At 60.7% G+C, this 22,242-nt stretch carries 22 protein-coding genes; 8 read left to right on the top strand and 14 right to left on the bottom strand.

The genetic code is table 11. The features are described from left to right. The first annotated feature begins 31 nt into the window (after nt 1–31). From CKA38_RS01265 to CKA38_RS01245, 4 genes are all read left to right on the top strand, one after another. Nucleotides 32–856, top strand: a complete 825-nt coding sequence (locus tag CKA38_RS01265; protein WP_202863940.1) for an ABC transporter permease — start codon at nt 32–34, stop codon at nt 854–856. 60 nt (nt 857–916) lie between these two features. Next, complete coding sequence (locus CKA38_RS01260; protein WP_108823885.1) at nt 917–1,966, top strand: ABC transporter substrate-binding protein; 1,050 nt, start codon at nt 917–919, stop codon at nt 1,964–1,966. A gap of 99 nt (nt 1,967–2,065) precedes the next feature. Further along, entirely contained in the window at nt 2,066–2,953 is an 888-nt protein-coding gene (locus tag CKA38_RS01255; protein WP_108823884.1) for an ABC transporter permease, read from the top strand. 219 nt (nt 2,954–3,172) lie between these two features. Next, nucleotides 3,173–4,252, top strand: a complete 1,080-nt coding sequence (locus tag CKA38_RS01245) for an ABC transporter ATP-binding protein (RefSeq protein ID WP_108823882.1) — start codon at nt 3,173–3,175, stop codon at nt 4,250–4,252. 22 nt (nt 4,253–4,274) lie between these two features. On the opposite strand, the gene CKA38_RS01240 is transcribed toward CKA38_RS01245, so the two are convergent. Next, on the bottom strand, nt 4,275–5,654 hold the full coding sequence (locus CKA38_RS01240) for a sensor histidine kinase (RefSeq protein WP_108823881.1): 1,380 nt from the start codon (nt 5,652–5,654) through the stop codon (nt 4,275–4,277). After that, the gene (locus CKA38_RS01235) at nt 5,651–6,310 is read right to left on the bottom strand and encodes a response regulator transcription factor (RefSeq protein ID WP_108823880.1); all 660 of its coding nucleotides are present in this window, start codon (nt 6,308–6,310) and stop codon (nt 5,651–5,653) included. Before CKA38_RS01235 ends, CKA38_RS01240 begins: the two co-directional genes overlap by 4 nt. A 156-nt stretch (nt 6,311–6,466) precedes the next feature. On the opposite strand from CKA38_RS01235, the gene CKA38_RS01230 reads away from it, so the two are divergent. From CKA38_RS01230 to CKA38_RS01220, 3 genes are all read left to right on the top strand, one after another. Next, on the top strand, nt 6,467–8,581 hold the full coding sequence (locus tag CKA38_RS01230) for a UGSC family (seleno)protein (RefSeq protein ID WP_108823879.1): 2,115 nt from the start codon (nt 6,467–6,469) through the stop codon (nt 8,579–8,581). Next, on the top strand, nt 8,578–9,462 hold the full coding sequence (locus tag CKA38_RS01225; protein WP_108823878.1) for an alpha/beta hydrolase: 885 nt from the start codon (nt 8,578–8,580) through the stop codon (nt 9,460–9,462). The genes CKA38_RS01230 and CKA38_RS01225 overlap by 4 nt, the downstream gene beginning before the upstream one ends. 149 nt (nt 9,463–9,611) lie before the next feature. Continuing rightward, entirely contained in the window at nt 9,612–10,739 is a 1,128-nt protein-coding gene (locus tag CKA38_RS01220; protein ID WP_108823877.1) for a 3-deoxy-7-phosphoheptulonate synthase, read from the top strand. Between the two features lie 71 nt (nt 10,740–10,810). On the opposite strand, the gene CKA38_RS01215 is transcribed toward CKA38_RS01220, so the two are convergent. The 3 genes from CKA38_RS01215 to CKA38_RS01205 form a co-directional block, all read right to left on the bottom strand. Continuing rightward, entirely contained in the window at nt 10,811–11,437 is a 627-nt protein-coding gene (locus tag CKA38_RS01215; protein ID WP_152032603.1) for a hypothetical protein, read from the bottom strand. 147 nt (nt 11,438–11,584) lie between these two features. Further along, on the bottom strand, nt 11,585–12,277 hold the full coding sequence (locus CKA38_RS01210; protein ID WP_108823875.1) for a DUF502 domain-containing protein: 693 nt from the start codon (nt 12,275–12,277) through the stop codon (nt 11,585–11,587). An 88-nt stretch (nt 12,278–12,365) separates the two neighbouring features. Next, nucleotides 12,366–13,760: a DUF1570 domain-containing protein gene (locus CKA38_RS01205; protein WP_108823874.1), complete on the bottom strand. Its 1,395-nt coding sequence runs from the start codon at nt 13,758–13,760 to the stop codon at nt 12,366–12,368. Nucleotides 13,761–14,068: 308 nt separating this feature from the next. Between CKA38_RS01205 and CKA38_RS01200 the strand changes: the two genes are divergently transcribed. Beyond that, nucleotides 14,069–15,166, top strand: coding sequence for a Gfo/Idh/MocA family protein (locus CKA38_RS01200; RefSeq protein WP_108823873.1), 1,098 nt, complete (start codon nt 14,069–14,071; stop codon nt 15,164–15,166). A 77-nt stretch (nt 15,167–15,243) separates the two neighbouring features. Here the strand turns inward: CKA38_RS01200 and CKA38_RS01195 are convergent, their stop codons facing one another. The 9 genes from CKA38_RS01195 to CKA38_RS16115 form a co-directional block, all read right to left on the bottom strand. After that, a complete protein-coding gene (locus CKA38_RS01195) occupies nt 15,244–15,840 on the bottom strand; it encodes a hypothetical protein (protein WP_108823872.1) in 597 nt (198 codons plus the stop codon). Nucleotides 15,841–16,040: 200 nt separating this feature from the next. Next, nucleotides 16,041–16,619 carry a hypothetical protein gene (locus CKA38_RS01190; protein WP_152032602.1) on the bottom strand — a complete coding sequence of 193 codons (579 nt, stop codon included), beginning with the start codon at nt 16,617–16,619 and terminating at the stop codon, nt 16,041–16,043. Between the two features lie 150 nt (nt 16,620–16,769). Beyond that, nucleotides 16,770–17,348 carry a hypothetical protein gene (locus CKA38_RS01185; RefSeq protein ID WP_108823870.1) on the bottom strand — a complete coding sequence of 193 codons (579 nt, stop codon included), beginning with the start codon at nt 17,346–17,348 and terminating at the stop codon, nt 16,770–16,772. A gap of 94 nt (nt 17,349–17,442) precedes the next feature. Continuing rightward, nucleotides 17,443–18,102 (bottom strand): lysophospholipid acyltransferase family protein, encoded by a 660-nt coding sequence (locus CKA38_RS01180; protein WP_236919086.1) that lies wholly within the window; start codon nt 18,100–18,102, stop codon nt 17,443–17,445. Between the two features lie 115 nt (nt 18,103–18,217). Further along, on the bottom strand, nt 18,218–18,868 hold the full coding sequence (locus tag CKA38_RS01175; RefSeq protein ID WP_108823868.1) for a (d)CMP kinase: 651 nt from the start codon (nt 18,866–18,868) through the stop codon (nt 18,218–18,220). Nucleotides 18,869–19,035: 167 nt separating this feature from the next. Further along, complete coding sequence (locus tag CKA38_RS16640) at nt 19,036–19,875, bottom strand: 3-phosphoshikimate 1-carboxyvinyltransferase (protein WP_152032601.1); 840 nt, start codon at nt 19,873–19,875, stop codon at nt 19,036–19,038. Next, nucleotides 19,851–20,480, bottom strand: coding sequence for a 3-phosphoshikimate 1-carboxyvinyltransferase (locus CKA38_RS16635; protein ID WP_108823866.1), 630 nt, complete (start codon nt 20,478–20,480; stop codon nt 19,851–19,853). The genes CKA38_RS16640 and CKA38_RS16635 overlap by 25 nt, the downstream gene beginning before the upstream one ends. Further along, nucleotides 20,477–21,340: a prephenate dehydrogenase gene (locus CKA38_RS01160; protein ID WP_236919085.1), complete on the bottom strand. Its 864-nt coding sequence runs from the start codon at nt 21,338–21,340 to the stop codon at nt 20,477–20,479. The genes CKA38_RS16635 and CKA38_RS01160 overlap by 4 nt, the downstream gene beginning before the upstream one ends. 174 nt (nt 21,341–21,514) lie before the next feature. Further along, nucleotides 21,515–22,039 carry an alpha-2-macroglobulin family protein gene (locus CKA38_RS16115; RefSeq protein ID WP_236919237.1) on the bottom strand — a complete coding sequence of 175 codons (525 nt, stop codon included), beginning with the start codon at nt 22,037–22,039 and terminating at the stop codon, nt 21,515–21,517. Nucleotides 22,040–22,242: the final 203 nt, after the last annotated feature.

Here is a 22,242-nt window from a genome sequence, read left to right as displayed (position 1 = left end):
TCTTCACACCGATTTTTCCGTTTCCCGTTCGATGAGCAAACCGTCCTTCCTGATGCGCCTGCTTCCGGCGTCGGGCCTCAAGATTCTAAATCGAGGCCTCGCCGCATGGACGGTGATCGTGTTCATCTTTCTTTACCTCCCGATTCTCATCCTTGTCGTCTTTTCGTTCAACGGAGGGAAAAACAGCAAGGCGTGGGACGGGCTTTCGCTGAAGTGGTATGGCGAGTTGTTCAACAACACGCCCATCATGGAGTCGTTGAAAAATTCCCTCATCATCGCCTTCGCCACGACCATCGCATCCGTCATCGTCGGGACGACCGGCGCGTGGCTGCTGCATCGCTACAAGTATAAATTTTCCAAAACCCTCCAGACGCTGATCTGCGTGCCGATGATCATGCCCGAGATCGTCATGGGCATCAGCCTGCTCATCCTTTTCACGGTTGTGCGCATGGAGCTTGGTTTCGCGACGGTGACCATCGCGCACATCACGTTTTGTTTTCCCTTTGTGCTCGTGGCCGTGCAAGCGCGACTTCACGGGCTCGACCCGGCGCTTGAGGAAGCCGCGCTCGATCTAGGCGCGAAACCGCTCCAGGCGTTCTGGCTCGTCATCGTGCCGTGTCTGAAGCCCGCGATTCTTTCCGGCGCGCTCATGGCGTTCACGCTTTCGCTCGACGAGCTGATTGTCACCTTCTTCACACGCGGCCCCGGTTCGCAAACGCTGCCGATTGTCGTTTACGGCAAGGCGCGCGTCGGCCTGGACCTCACCCTCAACGCCCTCTCCACGGTGTTCGTGATCACGACCGTTGTTTTCGTTTTCTTCTCGGAATACCTGCGCAAGATCAGCACGCGCAAGTAACCCCTCGCCAGCAACAACACCCGTTCCGCAAATCGTTCATTCCTTGATCCAACCAAAACCATGAAAAAACCAATCCTCATCGCCATGCTCTCCGCCTTGGTGGCCCTTGCCGCCGGGCTCGCGTCCTGTTCGCGCACCGTCGAGCCAAACAAGCAGGTCAACCTGTTTGCCTGGTCCGAATACATACCCCAGTCGGTGATCGACGACTTCACCAAGGAAACCGGCATCAAGGTCAATTACGAGACCTTCGCCACCGGCGAGGAAATGCTCAACAAGGTTTTGGCCGGCGGCACCAAATACGACATCATCCAGCCCTGCGACTACATCGCCGAGGGCATGATAAGAAACAACCTGCTCCTTCCGCTCGATTACACAAAGCTCCCCAATTTCGAAAACATCATGCCCGAGTTCAAAAAACTCGTCTATGATCCCGAGCAAAAATTCACCGTGCCCTTCATGGTCGGCGGCGTCGGCATCGTCGTGAACACCGAGAAGGTCAAGGAGCCGATCCGCGGCTACAAGGACATCTTCCAGCCGAAATACGCCGGCCGCATCGTCGTCCTTGACGACGGGCGCGAACTGGTCACCTGCGCCTTCGAGTCGCTCGGCATTCCCATCAACAACATCACCAAGGAAAACCTCGAGCGCGCCCGCCCCGTGATCGCCGAGTGGATGAAATACATCAAAATCTACGACTCCGACAGCCCGAAAAATTCCCTCAGCAACGGCGACGTTGACATCGGCGTTGTCTGGAACGGCGAGGCCGCGCGCCTCTGGTTTGAAAACAAAAAATTCCAATACGTCCGTCCCGCGGAGGGCGCGCATTTCTTCGTGGACGTGTTCGCCATCCCGCACAACTCGCGCAACACCGAGGCCGCGCACAAATTCATCGACTACATCATGCGCCCCGAAGTCAGCCGCGAAATCTCGAAGGTCTTCCCCTACACCAATCCGAACGGCGCCGCGCGCAAACTCCTCACGCAGGAGGAGCTCGACAATGCCGCCAGCTATCCGAACCTGTCCAACATCCAACTCTTCCGCGACATCCCCGGCAGCGGTGAACTCACCGACCAGCTCTACACCGATCTGAAAAACTCCGCCGGAAGATAATTGAAAGTGGCGAGTGGCGGGCGGTGGCCAGCGAGTAGAAAAACTCTCTCGCTTCCACCATTAACCCGCTGCCCGCCACCCACCATTCGCCACCAACCCATGCAAGCCGTAACACTCCCCGACAACAACGCCGGCCACGCCAAGCGCCCCCGGCTCTTTGGCTGGCTGCTCATTACGCCGATGGTGTTGTGGCTTGTTCTCTTTGTCGTCGCGCCCCTGCTCATCCTGCTCGTTTACAGCTTCTGCCAGCGCGACGACATGGGGCGCATCGTTTACACTTTCACGCTCGACAATTACCAGCGCGCGTTCGACCCCATCTACCTGCGCATCCTCTGGCGCTCGGTGCTCTACGCGGCGATCACCACCGTGCTCTGCATCGCCATCGGTTATCCCGTCGCGTGGTTCATCGCACGGCAAAGCGAAACGATCCGCAACCGCCTCATCATGCTCGTGATGATTCCCTTTTGGACCAGCTTTCTCATCCGCACCTACGCCTGGATTACCATCCTTAACCAAAACGGTCTCCTGAACGGACTGCTCGAGTCCGCCAGAATAATTCCGCAGCCCCTCGAAATCCTCTACACGCCCTCCGCCGTCATTCTCGGCCTCGTTTACGCCTACCTGCCCTTCATGATTTTGCCGATCTATGGCAGCGCGGAAAAAGTGGACGAATCGCTCGTCGACGCCGCGCACGACCTCGGCGCCGGCCCCATGCGCGCGTTTTCCGACGTTATCATCCCGCTCACCTGGCCCGGCATCTCCGCCGGCATCCTGCTCGTGTTCGTGCCCGCCATCGGCATGTTTGCAGTCACCGACCTCATGGGCGGCGGGCGCGACATGCTCATCGGCAACGTCATTCAAAATCAATTTGGCAAGGCGCGCAACTGGCCCTTCGGCGCCGCGCTCGGCGTGATCTTCACCGTCCTGTTCGTCGCCGCCTACGCCTTTGTTCAATACCGCGCGTCGAAACGAAACCAGCACCAGTAGCGGCCCGGTTGTTCGCGCGCGCGCGCCGACGGCAAAAAACTTTCCGAACACGCGTAATTTTCATCGCATTTTTTCGCACGATATCCTTTTTCGTTCCTCCATAGATTTTCATTATCGCAACCCACGCATTGAAATGCAGGCAAATCCTCAGCACGAAAACCACGCACAGCCGCCCTACGACCCCGGAACGCTGCGCGCGCCTGAATCCAGCGCCGTATAATGATCCAGATAAACGGAGTCACCAAACGGTTCGGAAACTTCACTGCGGTCAACGACGTGACCCTTGAGGTGCAGACGGGAGAATTCCTCACACTCCTTGGACCCTCCGGCTGCGGGAAAACGACACTCCTCCGAATGCTCTCCGGTTTTGAGCACCCCACTGAAGGCACAATCTTTATCGACGGCGAAGACGTCACCGACCTCGCGCCCTACCGCCGCAACGTCAACCAAGTCTTCCAATCCTACGCGCTCTTCCCGCACATGACCGTGCGCGACAACATCGGCTTCGGGCTGCGCATGAAAAAAGTCGCCGAGGCCGAGGCCCGCCAACGCATCGCCGACGTTGTCAAACTCGTCGCGCTCGAAGGTTTCGAGGACCGCTACCCGCACCAACTCTCCGGCGGCCAGCGCCAGCGCGTCGCGCTCGCCCGCGCCATCGTTCCCCGTCCGACGGTGCTTCTCCTCGACGAACCCCTCTCCGCGCTCGACGCCAAGCTGCGCGTGCAAATGCAGTTCGAGCTCAAACGCCTCCAAAAGCACCTCGGCATCACTTTCGTTTTTGTCACGCACGACCAGGAGGAGGCGCTTACGATGAGCGACCGCATCGCGGTCTTCAACAAGGGCAAACTCGAGCAACTCGGCACCGCCGACGAAATCTATCACCATCCGAAAACCGCCTTTGTCGCCGACTTCATCGGCGAGGCCAACCTCCTTGAGGCCGAGATGATCTCGCGCAACGGCGTCAACGGACGCGTCCGCGTCGAGGGCGGTCTCGAGCTCACCATCAGCCTCTCGCAATGGCCCGCCGAAATGACGTGCGCCATCGTCACCGTGCGCCCCGAAAAAGTCTTTATTTCGAAACACCCCATCGACGCTGAAAACGTCTTCGAGGCGCACATCACCGAGGAGGTGTTCCAAGGCGCGATCGACCGCCTCGGCATCCAGTGTGTGAACGGCACCACGCAACTCACCGCGCTTGTGGCAAACGAAAGCGCGCTCCAAGAAGCCTTCCACCAAGGCGACCGAGTCTGGTGCGGTCTCCACGCCGACGACCTCGTAGTCGTGCTGCCCGACGATTGAGATAGGCTGAAGATATTCAGCATCACTTCGTCACCGTAATTGCCGGGAGGGTTGCCGTGAATGTTGTTCCTTTTCCGATTTCGCTTTCGACTGTGATGTCGCCGCCGTGGGCTTTCATGATGGCTTTGCAGATGGCGAGGCCCAGGCCCAAGCCTCCGGTGGCGCGGGCGCGCGAGGCGTCGGTGCGATGAAAGCGTTCAAAGAGCCGGGGGAGTTGTTCGGAGGCGATTCCTTCGCCGGTGTCGGAAATGGAGACGCGCGCGCTGTCGTCGCGATGTGTCCGCAGGGTGATGATTCCGCCGGCGGGCGTGTGCTGGATGGCGTTGGTGAGCAGGTTGGTGATCACTTGCGCGAGGCGTGTGGAATCGCCGAGGCAGGGCGCGGGCGCTAGTTGCATTTCGAGGCGCTGGTTTTTCGCATCGGCGAGCGGGCGGAGTTGTTTTGCGCAATCACCGGCGAGCTCCGCGAGGTCGCAAGGTTCGCGCGCAAGTGTCTCAGCCCCGGCGTCGAAGCGCGTGAAGTCGAGCAGTGCGTCGATGAGCGTTTTCATCCGCCGCGCCGCGCTCACGCAGTCGGCGAGCGCCTCGCGATATTCGGCCGGGGTTTGCTCGCGCAGGAGCGCGCCTTGCGCGTGCGTGAGGATGAGCGAGACGGGCGTGCGAAGTTCGTGCGAGGCGTCGGCGGTGAATTGCTTTTGTCGCGCAAACGCGTCCTCAAGACGGGCGAAGGTTTCGTTGAGCACGCTGGCGACTTCGCTGAGTTCGTCCTCGGGTTTGGGGACGGGGATGCGGCGCGAGAGGTCGCCGGTGGCGATTTGTTTTGCGGTGCGGCTGACTTGCGCGAGCGGGCGCGTCACGCGCGAGGCAATCCACCAGGCGAGCGCGAGTCCGAGCAACAGCACACCCGCGCCGATGGCGGCGAGCGAGAGGGCGTCGGCGCGCATCGCGGCGCGTTCGTCCCGAGTGCCGCGCCCGACCAAAAAGCAGCGGCCCGTGGGCGTGAAGTGAACGAGTTCCCTAAACTCGCTCCTCATCCGCAGCAGTTTTCCATGCGCCGTTTGCGCGGGGCGCGATATTTCATGCGCGTCGCCGGAACGCCCTTGCATGCGTCCATTGCCGTGCCACACGCGATAGTAGAACGGCTCGCCGCCTTCGTTGGCGAGGAGCTCGAGCGCGCGGGGCGACAGGCGCGGTTCGCTGGTTTCGCGCGGGCGTTGTCCGGCGTCGGGCCGGTAGCCGACGATCAGCAGGTTCAGCCTTTGCTCAAGCTCGCGGTCAACGGCGGCGATTCGCGCCGCGCCGTCGCGCTGCCATGCCACGTAGCCAAAGCCGGCGAGCACGAGGAGGAGCAGCAGGCCGATGTAGCCCAGCAAACGCACTCGGATGGAATGGCGGCGTTTCATGGTTCGATGCCGATGCCGTAGCCGTGCCCGCGTTTTGTGACGATGAAATCCTGCCCGAGTTTTCGGCGCAGGTTGGACACACGCACGTCGAGCAGGTTGGAGAGTGTCTCCTCGTTTTCGTCGAAAAGGTGCTCGTAGAGCGTGGTGCGCGTTACGAGTTTGCCGCGGTGCAGCGCGAGGTATTCCAGCAGCGCGTATTCGTTTGGTTGCAGCGTCACGGCCTCGCCGCGCCGCCACGCGCAGCGCTGCGCGGTGTCGATGACGATTTCGCCAAAGTCGAGCCGGCTGCTCGCGGTCTCGGCTCCGCGGCGGATGAGCGCGCGCACGCGCGCGAGCAGTTCCGGCAGGTCGAAGGGTTTGGCCACGTAATCGTCCGCGCCGTTGTCCAGGCCGCGCACGCGGTCCGCGCTGGCGTCGCGCGCGGTGAGCATGAGCACGGGTGTCTTTTTTGTTTTTCGCAATCGCGCCAGCAATTCCCATCCGTCGAACACGGGCAGCATCGCGTCGAGCAGGATCAGGTCGTAGTCGTTTTCTTGCGCCTTGTATAATCCCTCCCGGCCGTCCGCCGCCGTGTCCACGGCGTAGCCCTCGACGCGCATGATTTTTGCGAGCCTGCGCAGCATGTCGGCTTCGTCTTCGATGATGAGGAGTCGCATGTCGGAAAACGGTTAAAGGGCAGACGCACGCTGCTTGATTTTTCGCATCCGATCAAGAAAAGGCCGCCGAAAATCGGAGCGACGGCAATTTTTCCGAGCGCTCATCTTCCGCAAAGGTTGGCGGGAGTAGGATGCGGGCGAAATCCAACGCACGCCATGAAACACCATCACAAAACACGCCGCCCGTTATTCGTTATTTTCCTCGCTGCCATTTTCGGAATGGCGGCGATTGCCTTCGCGCAGACGCCCGCCACGCCGGGTTTGGCGGGCGGCTCCTGGCTGAAGCCGGCGAACGTCGCCGAATGCGTTGACGACGCTTGTGCGGTGCCGCCGGTCAGCATAACCGGCGAGCAGGCCTATGGCGTGGTGGCGCCAATCGGAAACCATGACGTGAAGATGATACAGCAGGCGCCGCGCCTGGACACGTTGGACGGAAAGACGATCGCCCTTGTGGGCGGCAGCTTCAACGCCTCCGTGACGCACCAGGAAATCAAGCGGTTGATTTTGAAAAATTATCCCAAGGCGAAGGTGCTCATGTTTCAGGAGGTCGGTGCGGCGGGGCAGTATTACGAGCGGAGCCGGCAGGTGAAGGAGTTTCAAAGCCGGCTCAAGGAATTGAATGTGGACGCCGTCATATCCGGAAACGCCGGCTGCGGGATTTGCACCCTCAAGGAGACCGGCAACTGCATCGCCGCCGAGCACATTGGCATTCCCGCCGTGACGGTTGGCGCGCCGACTTTTGTCAGGCAGATTTATTCCACGGGCATCAACCGCGGCGTGCCCGCCCCGCGCGCGGCGACTTATCCCGGCGCGTTTTCGGCCCACACCAACGAGGAGCTTGTGAAAAATACGCGGGAGATTGTCTGGCCGCAAATTGTCAGCGCCTTGACCGAGCCCATCTCCGACGGGGAGATTGCGGAGCGCGCCCACGCCAGGATGGGCGAGCCGAGGGAAATCGTGTTCACGGGCACGCAAGACGAGGTGAGCGCGTTTTTCGCGGACAATCGCTGGAGCGACGGGCTGCCGATAATTCCGCCGACCATCGAGCGCGTTGAGGAGTTTCTAAAATTCACCGACCATGCGTGGGACAGCGTCATCGGCACCATCCCGCCGGCGAACCGAAAAGCTCTGGTGTGGCACGTCGCGGTGAACGGTGTGATGGCCGGCTGTCCGCCGGAATACATGCCCCTGCTCATCGCCTACACGAAGGCGCTTGGTGTCGGAAATTTTCGGCGGCCCCTGGCGAGCACCCACGCGTGGACTCCGTATGGATGGATCAACGGACCGGTTTCGCGGCAGCTGGGAATTGATTGCGGACAGGGCATGATCAGCGAGCCGCGGAACATGCTCCTTGGGCGCTTCATCAATCTGGCGATGCTGAACCTCGGTGGATATTACGTGAAAGAAAACAGGATGGGCACCTTCGGCTACCTCACCCCATGGTCGTTCACCGAGGACGAGGAGGCCTGCCTGCGGATCGGATGGGAGCCCTACCATGTGCAGAAGGGCTACGACCTCAACCAGAACGCGCTGACCGCCGGCTCCGCGCTGATGTGGGGCAACAACCTCACACCCGCGACGCCCGACGCCGAAAAAATCATGGAGCTCATCGCGTGGGACATCGTGGAGGGAAAATCGCAAAACGCCCTCGGCGCCACGAATCCCACCGTTTACCGGACTATTTTTGTGACCGAGTTTGTGGCCCGCGACCTCGCCAAAAAATACGAAACAAAAACCTCGCTGGAAACCGCCCTGGTCAAGACGGCCCGCCGCCCCGCGCACATGCGGGCCTACGCAAACTACTGGGCCAATCCCGGCAGCCAGCAATCCGAGCGGTTCACCTTTGAGCAATACAAGCAACGGATCATCCGGCGTGAAAACGCCGAGCTGACGGAGCCGCCGCCCTGGTTTCCGCCGCAGGTCGCCGGCGGCAAAAAAATACACACGGTCGCCACCATGGAGCCCGGAATGACGCCGATTCTCGTGACGGGCGACCGCGACAGAAACAAGGTGCAAGTCATGCCCGGCGGCGCATACGCCACGATCCTGATCGAGCTTCCGTCCAACTGGGACGCGCTGATGGAGGCGCGCGGCTATCGCCCGCTGAAAGAGTTTTTCCTCACGGAAGATTCGGCCGGTGCGAAACCCTCCGCGAAAAATAGCCATGCCGTTAACCCTCCCGAAAAACGTCCGAAAAAAACTCCCGCGCGCTCATCCTCCGAAAAGGTTGGCGGGAGTAGGATGCGGGCGAAATCCAATCACACGCCATGAAACATCACCACAAAACACACCGCGCGACACTCGCCATTTTTCTCGCCGCCATGTGCGGAACGATCACCCCGGGTTTTGCGCTCGCACCAAGCCAGCCCGAGCCGCCCGCCGGCTTCAACGCTCCCCGCGCCGGCGTCGCGCGCGGAAAAATCGCGACCGTTGAGTTCAAGTCGAAATCCACCGGGGAGAAATTCCGCGCGACCGTTTACATGCCGCCGGGCTATTCCCCCGCGAAGAAATACTCCGCGCTCTACCTGCTTCACGGGGCGAGCGGCGACGAGAACACCTGGACGCACGAGATTCAGGCCTACGCGATCCTCGACAATCTTTTCGCCGACAAGAAGCTCGAGCCGATGATTGCCGTCATGCCGTCGAGCCTCCCGAAGTCGGCGCGCAAACAGGCTGACGAAAGCCGCGACGCGAAACAGAAGGCGGGCATGGCGTTTGGCGGCGTGTTGTTGAACGACCTGATACCGTTCATCGAGGCCCCCGTGATCGCCGACCGCGAGCATCGCGCACTGGCGGGGCTCTCGATGGGCGCTGGGCTGGCGTTCAACACCGGCCTGACGAACCCGGACAAGTTTGCCTGGATCGGCGCGTTTTCCGGCGGAGGCACACGGCGGCTTGCGAACAATCCGCAACTCGACGTGACCTCGCCGGAGCGCGTGCCGCGCTTGCTGTGGCTCTCGGTTGGCAACAAGGACAAGTTGATGTCGGACCGCATGGCGACCGCGGACTCGTTTCTGACGGAAAGGAAAATCCCCCACGTCTTCCACATCAATGCCGGGGGGCACGAGCCATGGGTTTGGATGAACGACCTCTACCACTTTGCGCCGCTGCTTTTCAAAAATGAACCCAACGTAACTGTGGCCGTCCGTTAACCCCGGCAACCGCCGCGCCCCGGAAGACAGTCCGCCGGGGTGCGCATATTGGGGAAATCCCTGTGATTTCGGGACGGTGTTACCTTTGCGCGCAGGAAGCGTCTCATGCACGGTAACAGCCCCCGACACAGACCGCGTATTTCGGACAAATGATTTCATCACTCACATGCATCCCGCAGCCCGGCGCAGACCCGGCGATAAGCGTCACACATGTCGAAAAACGCGTCCCCGCGCCGTGCATATCGTATTCACGCGCGCTGCTCCCGCCCGCGGTTTTAATCGAGGAATTGGCCCTGTCGCCGGCGGAGGCCGAATTCGTCGCCGGGGCGCGCGCGCAGATAGGCGACATTTTGAAACAGCGCGACGACCGCCTGATTGTCATTGCCGGCCCCTGCTCGATTCACGACACGGAGGCCGCGCTCGACTACGCCCGGCGGCTGGCGGCGCTCGGGAAAAAACACGAAAAGGATTTGTTTGTCGTCATGCGCGCTTATTTCGAAAAGCCTCGCACCGTCGCCGGATGGAAGGGCCTGATCAACGACCCGTATATCGACAATAGTTTCAGGATTAACGACGGCCTGCGCATCGCGCGGCAACTGCTTCGCGACATGATTAAAACAGGCGTGCCGGCGGCGACCGAATTTCTCGACACAATCATCATGAAATACATCGCGGACATGGTTTGCTACGGCGCCATTGGCGCGCGCACATCGCAAAGCCAGGTTCACCGCGAGCTGGCGTCGGGCCTGCCGATGCCGGTCGGCTTCAAAAACGACACCACCGGCAGCGTGCAAATAGCCGTCGACGCGCTCGGCGCGGCCAAGCGGCCGCACTGGTTCCCCTCCGTGGCGGACGACGGCGCGGCGGCGATTTTCAACACGACCGGCAACCCCGACGCGCACCTCATTCTGCGCGGCGGCGCGCGCACTGGTGCCAATTACAAGGCCGGGCACATCGCCGACGCGACCGCGCTGCTCGCGAAGGCGGGGCACCCCGGCGTTGTTGTCGTGGATTGCTCGCATGGGAACAGCGAGAAAGACCATCGCCGGCAGCCTGCGGTCGCCGCGGATTTGGCGCGGCAAGTCGCCGCCGGCACGCGGGCGATTGCCGGCGTGATGCTCGAAAGCCACCTGCGCGAAGGCAGGCAGGACAAGCCGGACAAATACGGCGTGAGCATCACCGACGCCTGCATTTCGTTCGAGCAAACCGAGCCGATCCTGGAGCAACTCGCCGGGGCCGTCCGCAGCCGGCGCAAGGCCGTTGCCGGGATGAAATAATTTGTATTCGTTTTTTTGATACGAATTCGGATCGCCGAAAAAACGCTTTTTTAGGGGACGTGATTTGTGGTTTAGCCAACAATAATGTCCGTCTGCGTGCGCACCCATGCCTCCAGGCGTTCGCGCAATCTTGCCACGGCTTCCGCGTTTGCCGATTGCTCAGCGAGCGGTTTGTTGAGCAGTTCCGCCACCTGTGCGCGATCCGCGGCCGCGAGCGAGCGCACCCACTCCTGTTTCACCGGATATCCCTCGTCGCGCGCCAGGCAATACAGCGCCTTCACATACGCCACATCCGGACGCGGCGATTCCGCGAACGCGCCAAACGCCTGTCCCAATAGTGCATACACCCGCGCCCGTGTTTCCTCGGGAATTGTGTTTTGCGCCACGAGCCACGCAAACGCCGACGCGCACTGCAACGCCTCGTAATTGCGCCCGATCCCCTCCGCGCTTCGCAGCACGCGGGCCTCGCGCACAAACCATGTTTGCCCTTGGTTCGAGCTTTCGAGCATCAGCGACACCTCGTTGAAAAGATCCAGCGCCATCGCCACCTCGCCCTTTCGCTTTGCTTTCGAAACACGCTGCAACACCAGCAGCAATCCCTGCGTCTCGGAAAACACCGAGAGCACCTGAAACGCGTCCGATGTCGAGGGACGCCTCAACAGCACGAACGCATCAGTCGAAAGAGTAAGCCTCGCCATGGCGAACCGCCCTTCATTTTCGGCCCGGGCCGGGCTCGCGCGCCGTGTGCGGCAAGAAATAAACGCGGCGGTCCCGGCGGTCCCGTCCTACGCATGCGTGCCATTGGTGATGTAACATGCCGCCCATTCTACATTATTCATTCTTCATTAGTTCTGAAGCCTCCGGCTTCGGAGCGGCGGGGGCCACGGCGGGGCAACGGCGCCCACCGACACGATCATCTTCATTCCCTCGCCCACAGTCATGTCCAGTTCGATGATGTCCTCCTTCGGCAGCATGATTAGAAAGCCCGTCGTCGGATTTGGCGTCGTTGGCACAAATACCGCCGAGACCTTCTCGGCCGTTTTTTCCTGCACCTCGCCGACCATCTCGTTTGTGAGGAAACCAACCGAATACATGCCCTTTCTCGGAAACTGCACCAGCACCACCTTGCTGAACACGTTTTTGTTTTTGGTGCTGAACGTGTCGATGATCTGCTTCACCGCGCCATAGACCGCGCTCACTCCGGGAATGCTCCGGATCAGCCGGTCAACGAATTTCAAGAACCACCGGCTCATGACATACCGCGACACAAGCCCCAGCACTGTGATCAACGCAATCAGCACAAGCGTGGAAAAAATATCCCAGATGATGCTGTCCGGCTTGATCCATTCCGGCAGGTATCCCTGGAACAGCGGACGCAAAATGCCGCCCGATTTTTTGAAAACCCACGAGAACACAAATGCCGTGATTCCGATTGGCGCCAGCAGCACCAATCCCGCGACAAAACCGTTTCTCAATTTCGTGAGCAATGGATGCCTTGCCTGTGGTGTGTCCTGAGCTGGAAGATTGACGGGTGCCATTTGGGAAATGGCGTTAATGGAACACAAACTCCCCGCCCTCGGCAACACCAAGCTTCCGAACTCGCGGAATTGGCGGCACCGCGTTAGCTCAGTTCTTCCGCGCAGAGCGCGCGATGCGATTGCGCAGCGTCGTCGCGCGGAGCTTTATTGTCGCGCTTAAGCCGGGTTCTTCGAGCAGTTGCCCGGCGATCTCGCGCGCCTGTTCGTTGTCGCCACCCCGCCAGCACGCCACCGCGATCGCGAGCTGTGTTTGGTGATACTCGGCTTCGTTCATGTCGGCCAGCGCCGCTTTCGCGCGCTCCAGAGCGGAATCGTTCATCGTTTCGCACTGCGACTCGACCGTCGCGAGCAATGCGTGCGCCTCCATGCAATCCGGCTCCAGCTCGAGCACCGCCGCCGCGTTCTGCCGCAGCTTTGCCGCATCCTCATCCGGCAGGCGGTTGACGAGCGACCAGCGAATGCCGTTTACCCTCTCGCGCAAAAGCCACAGGCGCGCCAGCGGATTGCGCGAGCCGAGATCCACGGCTTTTTCGACATGGCCGTTTCTTTTGGCGCGCGGTGCAATCCCCGCATACAGTTCCCACACGCGCGGGTCGCCCTCGTATTTTTTCACCAGCCGCTCAAAACGTTTTATGGTTCGCTCGCTGTGGTCGTGAGTCATCCGGATTTTCAAGGCGGCTAGTTCGCACTCGACCTCGCGCATTTCCGCCTTGCGGCAGGTGACGCCGTCGCGCGTGGACGCCGCGGGCAGCCTCAGCGAATAATGCCTGTTGTGATCGCTTATCACATAAGCGCGCAGCACGCGCTCCAGCTCCGCGTAACCGAGCCCGAACGCCTCGCGAAAATCCGCCTCGGACGGTTTCCGTTTCTTTTTATACAGCTCAATGTATTTCCGGAGGTTTTCGGCCGGCTGCGACCGGCCCCGCGGCCCGAGCATTATGTAGTGCGTGACCAGCCACGCTTGCGCGTAAAACAGCCGCATCCGCTCGGGTTCGGTATAATAGGGCGACTGCATGGTGGCGTTAAAAAACTCGTCCATCGGGATGAGTTTTTTTCCGAGCAGCAGCCGCATGTGCTTGTTGCTGCGCATGCCGAGCACCGGCTCGCCGCCGCGCGTGCTGAACGTTTCGAACACCTCCGCGACACCCTCGTTGAGCCAGAGCGGAAGCCGCAACCCCGAGGCCGCGACCAGCGAGTGCGCGCACTCGTGGAAAACCGTCGCCATGCCCCGGCCCGACGATCCTCGCGGCAGCGCGATGCGCGGCCCGAGCTGGCTCCTCATAAAAACGCCGCCCCGGTGCGCGGTCGTGCCGTCGGCCATCTTGTTGTATGGCTTGAATTGCGCGTCGGAGTTGAAAACAAAAATCAGCGGGCGCGGGTAATACATCTTGCGCTCGTCGAACCATGTGAAAAACGCCATGCGAAACCGCTCCATTTCGGCGAGCACGCGGCGCGAGTCACTCTCGCCAGTGCAGCTGAGCATGTCGAAATGCTTGCTTGAAAGCCGCAGCCACTGTTCCGCCGCGTCCGCTCGTGCCGCGCCGAACAGACACGCAGCGGCCAGAAGCAATGCGCGGAAATAAAAGCGGGGCGTTCTGGGTTTTATGAAGCTCACGGGGTTTTCGGGTTTCCGGAAAACACCATGCCGTTTTTGCTCCCGTCAAATCAACCGCAAAAACGGTTTTTGCCCGCGCGTTGGAGGATGGGAGTGCCCCGACGCATCACGGCATTGAGCGTCCGGATTGAGTTGGCTTGCATCCTCCGCATTGTTTCGCACGTTTTACCGAACCCATGAAAAAATCCTCGAAGAAAACCACCATCGGCATCATTGGCGCGGGCGGCATGTCCCGCTACCACGCGGAAGGCTTCCGCTCCGCGGGCGCTGAAATCGCCGCCATCGCCGACACCAATCCCGCCGCCGCCGCAAAAACCGCCGCGCGCGAGAACGTAGCCCGTTCTTTCGGCAGTGTTGAGGAAATGCTCCGCGACTGCCCCGAAATCAACGCGGTCTCAATCATCGTTCCCAACAAATTCCACGCGCCGCTCGCGCTTCAGGCGCTCAAGGCCGGCAAGCACGTTTTCTGCGAAAAGCCGCCCGCGCTCAACGCCCGCGAAGCCCGCGCCATGGCCGCCGCCGCCGCAAAGGCCAGGCGCACGCTCATGTTTGATTTTAACAACCGCGCCCGTCCCGAATCGCGCGCCATGAAAGCCTACATCGACCAAGGCGTGGCGGGGCGCATCAACTCCGCGCAGGCCAAATGGATTCGCCGCACCGGCATTCCCGGCTTCGGCGGCTGGTTCACCAGCAAGGCGCTCTCCGGCGGCGGGCCCGTGATCGACCTCCTCCACATGCTCGACCTCGCGCTCCACTTCATGGGCTACCCCGAACCCGAATGGGCGCTCGGGCAAACCTTCACCGACTTCATCACCGACAAACAGTTCAAGGGGCCGTGGGGCATTCCCGACGCGAAAAATGGCGTCACCGACGTTGAAAACGCCTGCCATGGCTTCATCCGTTTCAAGACCGGCCAGGTGCTCACCATGCAGTCATCCTGGGCCGAGCTCGTCAAACGCGAGGAGGTTTCCGTCGCCTTTCAGGGCACCAAGGCCGGCGGCCTCGTCCGCCGTCTCTTCGGCCAGGATGGCATCGATTCCACCGCGACCGACACCTGCGAACTCTACTCGCAGGAAAACGGCCATTCCGTGAACCGCGACATTATCGTTCCTCCCGATGAGACGATGGGGCGTGTTAGCGCCGCCGCGAATTTTGTCGCCGCGATTGAAGGCCGCGAAAAACCGCTCAACACCGCCGCCGAGGCCGTGACGCTCATGCGCATCATCGACGCCCTCTACACCAGCGCCAAAACCGGCAAGCCGGCGAAGTGCTGAGCACTCGAATCGTCGCAAAAACGCGTTAAAAAAAGCACAGACATTTCTGTCTGTGCTTTTTTTGCGCTCCCGGCGCGTCAGTTGCCGATATCCCGCCCTTCGGCGAGTTTGCCGTCCTTGAAGATGATTGTCTGCGTGACAAACCGGCTCGGCCAGTAAACCCATGTGTTCAGGTCGAGCGATGGCGTGCGATGCGCGGGCGGCCAGCCGCGGGCCATGATGACTTCCTCCTTGGTCATCCCCAAAATCATTCGCCCGCTTTGTATGGCCGCCGCCGTTTCCTTCTCGTGGCCCTTCAGTGAAATTTCTTTTTCCGAAAGCATCCGCCGCGCGACCTCATACATGCTCTTGTCGGTGTATTTGGTTCGGTTGCGAATCCAGACGAGTTGCGAGCTTGAGATCACGCGAATCGACATTGTTTCGCCGAGCATCTTTTCGACGCGCACCTTTGTGTTGATCGGCAGCAATGTGCCACGGGCATAATTCGTCGCGTCATATTTCCACATTTCGCACCAGATGCCGTGGCGCAGATAGTATTCCTTTCCCTCCTCGGGAATCGGCGCCTTCTCGATTTCCTTGACGTAATCGGCGATGTCTCCGGCGCGAAGCGTTCCGCAAAACGCGAGCAAAAGTGCAAAGGGGGCGGCGGCTGCAAAACGGGTTATAGTTTTCATACATAGGTATTAGACTCAAATTGCCTAAAAAGTTTTCATTCCAGTCCGAAAGTTTTGGGATTTTCAGTTTTTTTACAAAAAAGACGCGCGGGAAAAATGCCTTTTGGTTTCAGGGGCGGGAGCTTTTTCTTGTGAAAACAAAGAACCCCGCGGCTTGTCGCGGGGCTCCTTATTCCGGTGTTTGGGCGCGAGCCCGTTGGTTAATTGATGCCGCGTCCCGCGTCCAGTTTGCCGTCCTTGAACACGACCGCCTGCGTGACAAACCGGCTGCTCCAATAGGTCCATGTGTCGCGCGTAAGCGAGCTGGTTTTGTGCGCCGGGGGCCAGCCGCGCGCCATGATCGCCTCCTCCTTGGTCATGCCGAGGCGCAATTCCCCGTTGCGAATGCTGTCGGCGAATTTCTTGCCGATCGAAACCTCGGTCGGCGAGAGCATGTTGCGGGCGATCATTTTCATGTTTTTCCGGGTGAACTTTTCCGCGTTGTCGATTTTCACGGTGGCTCCGGTCGTGCTTATCCGAATGGTCATTCTCTTGCCGGACAATTCGAGAAGCGTCACCTTGGTGTTTGCTGGCGCCATGTCGCCGCGCGTGTAATTGGTGGTGTTGTGCGCGTCATTTTCATACCAAATGCAATAGCGCAGGTAATACTCCTTGCCCGCCTCGGGCTCGGGGGCCTTTTCGAGTTCCTTGAGGTAATCGGAAACATCCCTCGCATTGAGCGCGCCCGCCGAGAGCACGGCCGCCATCATTAATGTCGCGAACCATTTTAACGTTTTCATGTGTTTTGGATTTTGAGGTTTTTTGAACGGAAAAGTTTTTTGTTCTAAAATCAGAAAAAGTGAAAACGGAAACGCGATCAAGCCCGCGTTGCACCGGTTTGCGCGCGATGCGCGGTTCCCGCTGCCAAGCCGCAAGCTGTTTTTTCCTGTTCAGTGTATCCCTCGACCCTTGACGAGCTTGTCGCCTTCAAACTCCAGTGTGTGCACGACGAGCTTGCTGCTCCAATACATCCATTTGTCCCGGACGAGCGAATCGGTCTTGTGCGCCGGGGGCCAGCCGCGCGTCATGACGACTTCCTCCTTTGACATGCCAAGGCGCGGCTCGCCGTTGCGGATGCTTTCCGCAAATTCCCCGCTGACGGAAACCTCTTTCGGTGACAGCATGAGACGGGCAATCGTCGACATGTGTTTCCTCGAAAAATTGATCACGTTGTTTATCTTCACAACCTTGCCCGTTTCGTTCACCCGAATGGACATGTCGCTGCCGGACAAATAGAGGAGCGTCACCTTCGTGTTCACGGGCAGCATTTCACCGCGCGCGTAATTGGTCGTCTTGTGCTTTCCCCGCTCAAACCAAATGCAGTGCCTCAAATAATATTCCTTATCCATTTCCGGATACGGGCTCTCGTCGAGTTCCTTGATGTAATCCGAAATGTCCCGCGCGTTGAGCGCGCCAACCGAGAGCACAGTCGCCAGCATTATTATCATGAACTGTCTCACGGTTTTCATATTCGGTGATTTTTTTAATCAGGGAAGGGGCGTTGGGACATCCGTTTTTGTGGCGCAACCCGCTGCGTTGGGCAAGCGGATGGCTTCGCCTGGATTAAATCACCGGCGGGTTGGGGCGCTGGAGCTCGGCGATGCGCGACATGATGATGTCGCTGGCGTGCTGGTAGCGTTCCTTGCCTTTTGAGGGATCGTCGTAGTCGGTGGGGCCGAGCGGTTTGCCATAGACGACCGGCACTGGCGTGCAGGGGTGGAGTTTCCCATCGGTGCCGAAGGCCTTGTTCGAGTCGAAAACGCGCGCGGGCACGATCGGCACACCCGTGCGGCAGGCAAACATGCCGACGCCGGGCTTGGCGGTTTGCAGGCTGCCGTCGGGCGAGCGAGTGCCCTCGGGAAACATGATCACGACCTTCTTGTCCTTCATCGTTTGCAGCACGGCCTTGATCGCCTTCACGTCGGAGCCGCCGTCGCGGTCAACGGGGATCGTGCCGACGGCGTCGAGCCACCAGCTCGCGAAACCGGGTTTCCAAAGTGTCTTGCGCGCGAAGAAGCGCACTTGGTGCGGCAGAAACGCGCCGACGATCGGCGGGTCGAGAAAACTGGCGTGGTTGCACGCGATCATATACGGCCCGCGCTTGGGCAGGTTGTCCTGGCCGTAAACATCGCCGCGAAACGCGATGTCCATCAGCACGGCATCGAGGTAGAGGAAAAACCCATACCAGCGATCCATTTCGAGTTGGTGAAATGCGTAGCTCATGCGCGTGCGTTTGCGCGGGTAGGGCGAAGCCTCCGGCTGAGCCGTAAGCGACTTGGATTTGCGGATGATTGCGGCTCAGCCGGAGGCTTCGCCCTACCTTGCTGGCTGATGCGGTTCATGTGAGTTTTTCAGCGACGATGCCGGAGATTTTTTCGACGACTTGGGGCAGGTCGAGGTTTGTGCTGTCGATCATGATCGCGCCCTTGGCGCTTTCACGGAGGCGAATGTTGTCCAGGACATCGCGCTCGGCGACTTTGTCCATCAGGCCTTCCTTCCGGCGGCGCTCGGCGCGCTTGACGGGGTCGGCGTCGAGGAAAAAGCGGAGGTCCGCGTCGGGGAAAATAACCGAGCCGATGTCGCGGCCTTCCATCACGAGGCCGCGAAGGTCGTGCGCGCGGGCGACATCGGCCTGCCCGCGCTGGTAGGTGAGAAGCGCGGCGCGGACTTCGGGGATGGCGGCGAACCGGGCGACGGTGGCGTTGACCTCGGGCGTGCGGATTTCGGCGGTGTCGATGGGGCGCCCGCCGATTTTCATGTGCGCGGTGCGTCCGTTGACCTGGGTGCCGAGGCTGATTTCCGGAAGCGCGGCGCGGATGGCGGGAAGATCGTCGGGGGTGAGTTTTCGGCGGAGGAGCTCGGCCGCGATGGCGCGGTAGAACGAGCCGGTGTCAACATGCAGAAGGTTGAAACGCTCGCTGAGCGCGCGGGCGGTGGACGATTTGCCGGAGGCGGCGCCGCCATCGATGGCAATGATGAAAGGAGACATGTGAAGGACTGAAAGGCTGAAAGACTGAAGGGCTGTTCCGAACGAAGTGAGAATCTGCCAAGGCTGTAGGATTTGTGCGTGAAAGGTGAAGTGTGAAAATGTGGATATGTGTGCGCGATTTGAGATTTTTTGCTGATGCGTTGTTTTTCTTTCAGCCCTTCAGTCTTTCAGCCTTTCAGTTTTTCCCTGATTTTTTCGAGTTGCTCGAAAAAATCAGGGAAGGTTTTCGCGCAGCAAGCGGGGTTGTCGATGGTGAGCCAGGGGCGTCCGTCGCCGTGAAGGTCGTGGCAGCCGAGAATGCCGAAGCTCATGGCGAAGCGGTGGTCGTGATACGTGTCGATGGTTTGTCCGGCGAGGAGCGGGCGCGGGTGGATTTCGAGCGAGTCCTCGGTTTCGATGACGCGCTGGCCGAGGCGCGCGAGTTCGCGCGCCATGCCGGCGACGCGGTCGGTTTCCTGTTTGCGCGTGTGCGCGATGCCGGTGATGCGCACGGGATGAGGAAGGAGCGGCGCGATGGCGGCGAGGGTAAGGAAGGTGTCGGAGAATTCGTTGAAATTGTAAGAATGTGGAGTGCGGACGGAGCGTGACAGCGCGGAGATGGCATCGCCAGAGGCGATGGTCTGATGCGAAGCAGAAGGCTCGTTCCGACTGGGTGCCCGCATAGCGGGCGGGCGGGACGACATTGCGGAATGCGGAATGGCGGACAGCCGCGCGGCGCTGGCGATCAGGCATGTATCCGTTTCTTGGATACCGAGGCCGAGGCCGGCGAGGACGGTGGCGAATCGGGTGTCGCCTTGCAGGCTGTCGGAGCCGGGACCGCGAAGGGCGTTGAGCGCGAGCGCGCCGCCGGTGACGAGGGGAAGCGTGAGAAAATAGCTGGCGGCGGTGGCGTCGGGCTCGATGGCGTAGGCGGTGGCACGGGCTTCCAGCCCGTGGGTTTGCGCGGCGTTTTTTAACCCGAATTGCGCCATCATTTTTTTCGTCATTTCAACGAAGGGCTGGCGCACGGGGCGGAGAGGCGGATGTCGAGCGGGGTTTCGCAGAGCGGCGAAATCATGAGGAGCGCGGAGAGCATCTGGCTGCTTTCCGTGGCGTCGATTTCGACCGGGCCTCCGCGCAGGCCGCGCGCGTGGATTTCAACGGGAAAGTGATGCGGTTCGCCCAGGAAACGGATGTCGGCGCCGAGCGAGGTGAGCGCGTCGAGCAGGCCGCGCATGGGGCGCTTGCGCATTTGCGGAACGCCGTCGATGCGATACACGCCGCGCGGCGCGGCGGCGCAGAGCGCGGTGAGAAAGCGGGCGGCGGTGCCGGCGAGACCAACATGAATATCGATGGATGTGGATTGCGGATTGCGAATCGCGGATTGGCCGGAGACGCGAATTGTGCGGGCGAGTTCGTCGGTTTCAATTTCGAGGCCGAGCTGGCGCAGGGCGGCGATCATGAGCGCGGTGTCCTCGCTGAAAAGCGCGCCGGTGAGCGTGACGGGGGCGTCGCAAAGCGCGGAGAGGATGAGCGCACGGTTGGTGATGCTTTTCGAGCCGGGCAGCGTGATTTCGCCGGAGACGGGGCGCGTGATCGGAATGACGGGAAGTTGCGCGGGAAGCGGGTTCATAACGCGTCGCGGAATTGTTTGCCGGTTTCGAGGCGAGCGCGGAGTTGCGGCAAGTCGTTTTTTTCGAGGGCGTCGCGGAAGGCTGCGAGCTCGGCCTGGCAGGCGTCGAGGGCGCGGAGGATGTCGTCGCGGTTTTGTTGAAAGATATCAACCCACATGGTGGCGTCGCTCGCGGCGATGCGCGTGGTGTCGCGCAGGCCGTTGCCGGCGTAGTCGCGCCACTCGGGATTTTTTTTCGCGAGGAGCGCGGCGAGCGTGGTGGCGAGCGCTTGCGGGAGGTGACTTATGTGCGCGACAATTTCGTCGTGCTGCGAGGGCGTGACGATGACAGGGGTGGCGCCGAGGCTGTCCCAAAAATCGCACACTGAGGCGACTTTGAGTGCGAAGGCGAATGCGCTGACTTGCAGCTCGTTTTCGGGCTGCATGACGAAGGTGGTGCAGTTTTCGAAGAGGCTGGCATCTGCGTTTTCCCAGCCGCTTTTTGCGCTGCCGGCCATGGGATGCGAGCCGATGAAGAGCGCGTGCGGCGGCATGGCGGCGGCGCATTCGCGGCAGATGCGGGCCTTGACGCTGCCAACATCGGTGACGATGGCGCCGGGTTTGAGCGCGGGGGCGATTTGCACTGCGAGTTCGATGATTTTTTCAACGGGCGCGGCGAGCACTACGAGGTCGGCGTCGCGAACGGCGTCGGCGGGCGTATCGGCGATGGTGTCGGCGAAGGGTTGGGCGCGAAGCGCGTCGCGCGTTTCGGGGCGGCGCGCCCAGATGGTGATGCTCCGCGCGGCGTTGCGCGCGCGGGCGGCCTTGGCGACTGATGCGCCGAGGAGTCCGGGAGCGAGGATTGCGAGGTGGGCTAGCACGTGGGAATTAAGAATTAAGATTTAAGATTTAAGAAGTCAGAAAACCTGACCTCCTTCACTTCTTAATGGCACGGCTGAAACCGGTTTTAATCGCGGAAGGGCGAAAGCGCGGAAAATCAGAAGGGAGTTTGATTCCGTGCTTCCGCTCTTCCGCGTTTCCGCGATGGAGTTTTCCTATTCGACGACGAGGGTGGTGCTGGCGGAGTGGGAGTTGTATTCGGGCGCATACATGCACTGGATTTCGGCGATGCCGCTTTCGTAGACGCCGCGCAGTTGCACGCGCACCGGATACTCGAACACGTGCGTGCCGGCGGGCAGCCAGTCCATGAAGAAGTGCGTGGCGGTGTCGCGCGTGCTCTCGTAATAGCCGAGGCCGTTTTTCCAGCGGTAGCCGCTCAGGACGTTGACCGGCTCGGTGCCGCTGCCTCGCTGGTCTTTCAAGTGCACGAACTCCATGTCGCGGTCGGTGCGCAGTTCGATGCGCGCGATGAGGGTGTCGCCGGGTTCGAGCTTGGTTTTGTCGAGCGCGACGAGGGTTGGGCCGCTCGATGTGTTGATTTGTTTCCAGAGGGTTTTCTTGAGCGTGAGCGGCGTGCCTTCGTGCGGGGTGATTTTGTCGATGGTTTGAAGATACTGCCAGGTGACGCCGCCCCACGCCGGGCCGGCGTCGGTTTTGGTGACGGTGATTTTTTCTCCCATTGACGGTGTGATCGAGGGGCCGGGGATGCGTTCGCGATAATAGCCGGTGCCGGCTTCGGATTGGGCAGGGGCGATTTTCTTGCCGCCAAGTGAAACGGTGACAAGGGCGTCGGAGGCGAGTTTGTCGGCGCCGCGCAGGAGCAGCGCGTAGACGGCGTCGGCGGTCGCCTTGGTGCTGGGCCAGGCTTGGGTTTGTTTTTGCT

This window comes from Ereboglobus luteus, assembly GCF_003096195.1.
In the GTDB taxonomy this organism is placed as follows: domain Bacteria; phylum Verrucomicrobiota; class Verrucomicrobiia; order Opitutales; family Opitutaceae; genus Ereboglobus; species Ereboglobus luteus.
This window is presented reverse-complemented; position numbering and strand designations above follow the sequence as displayed.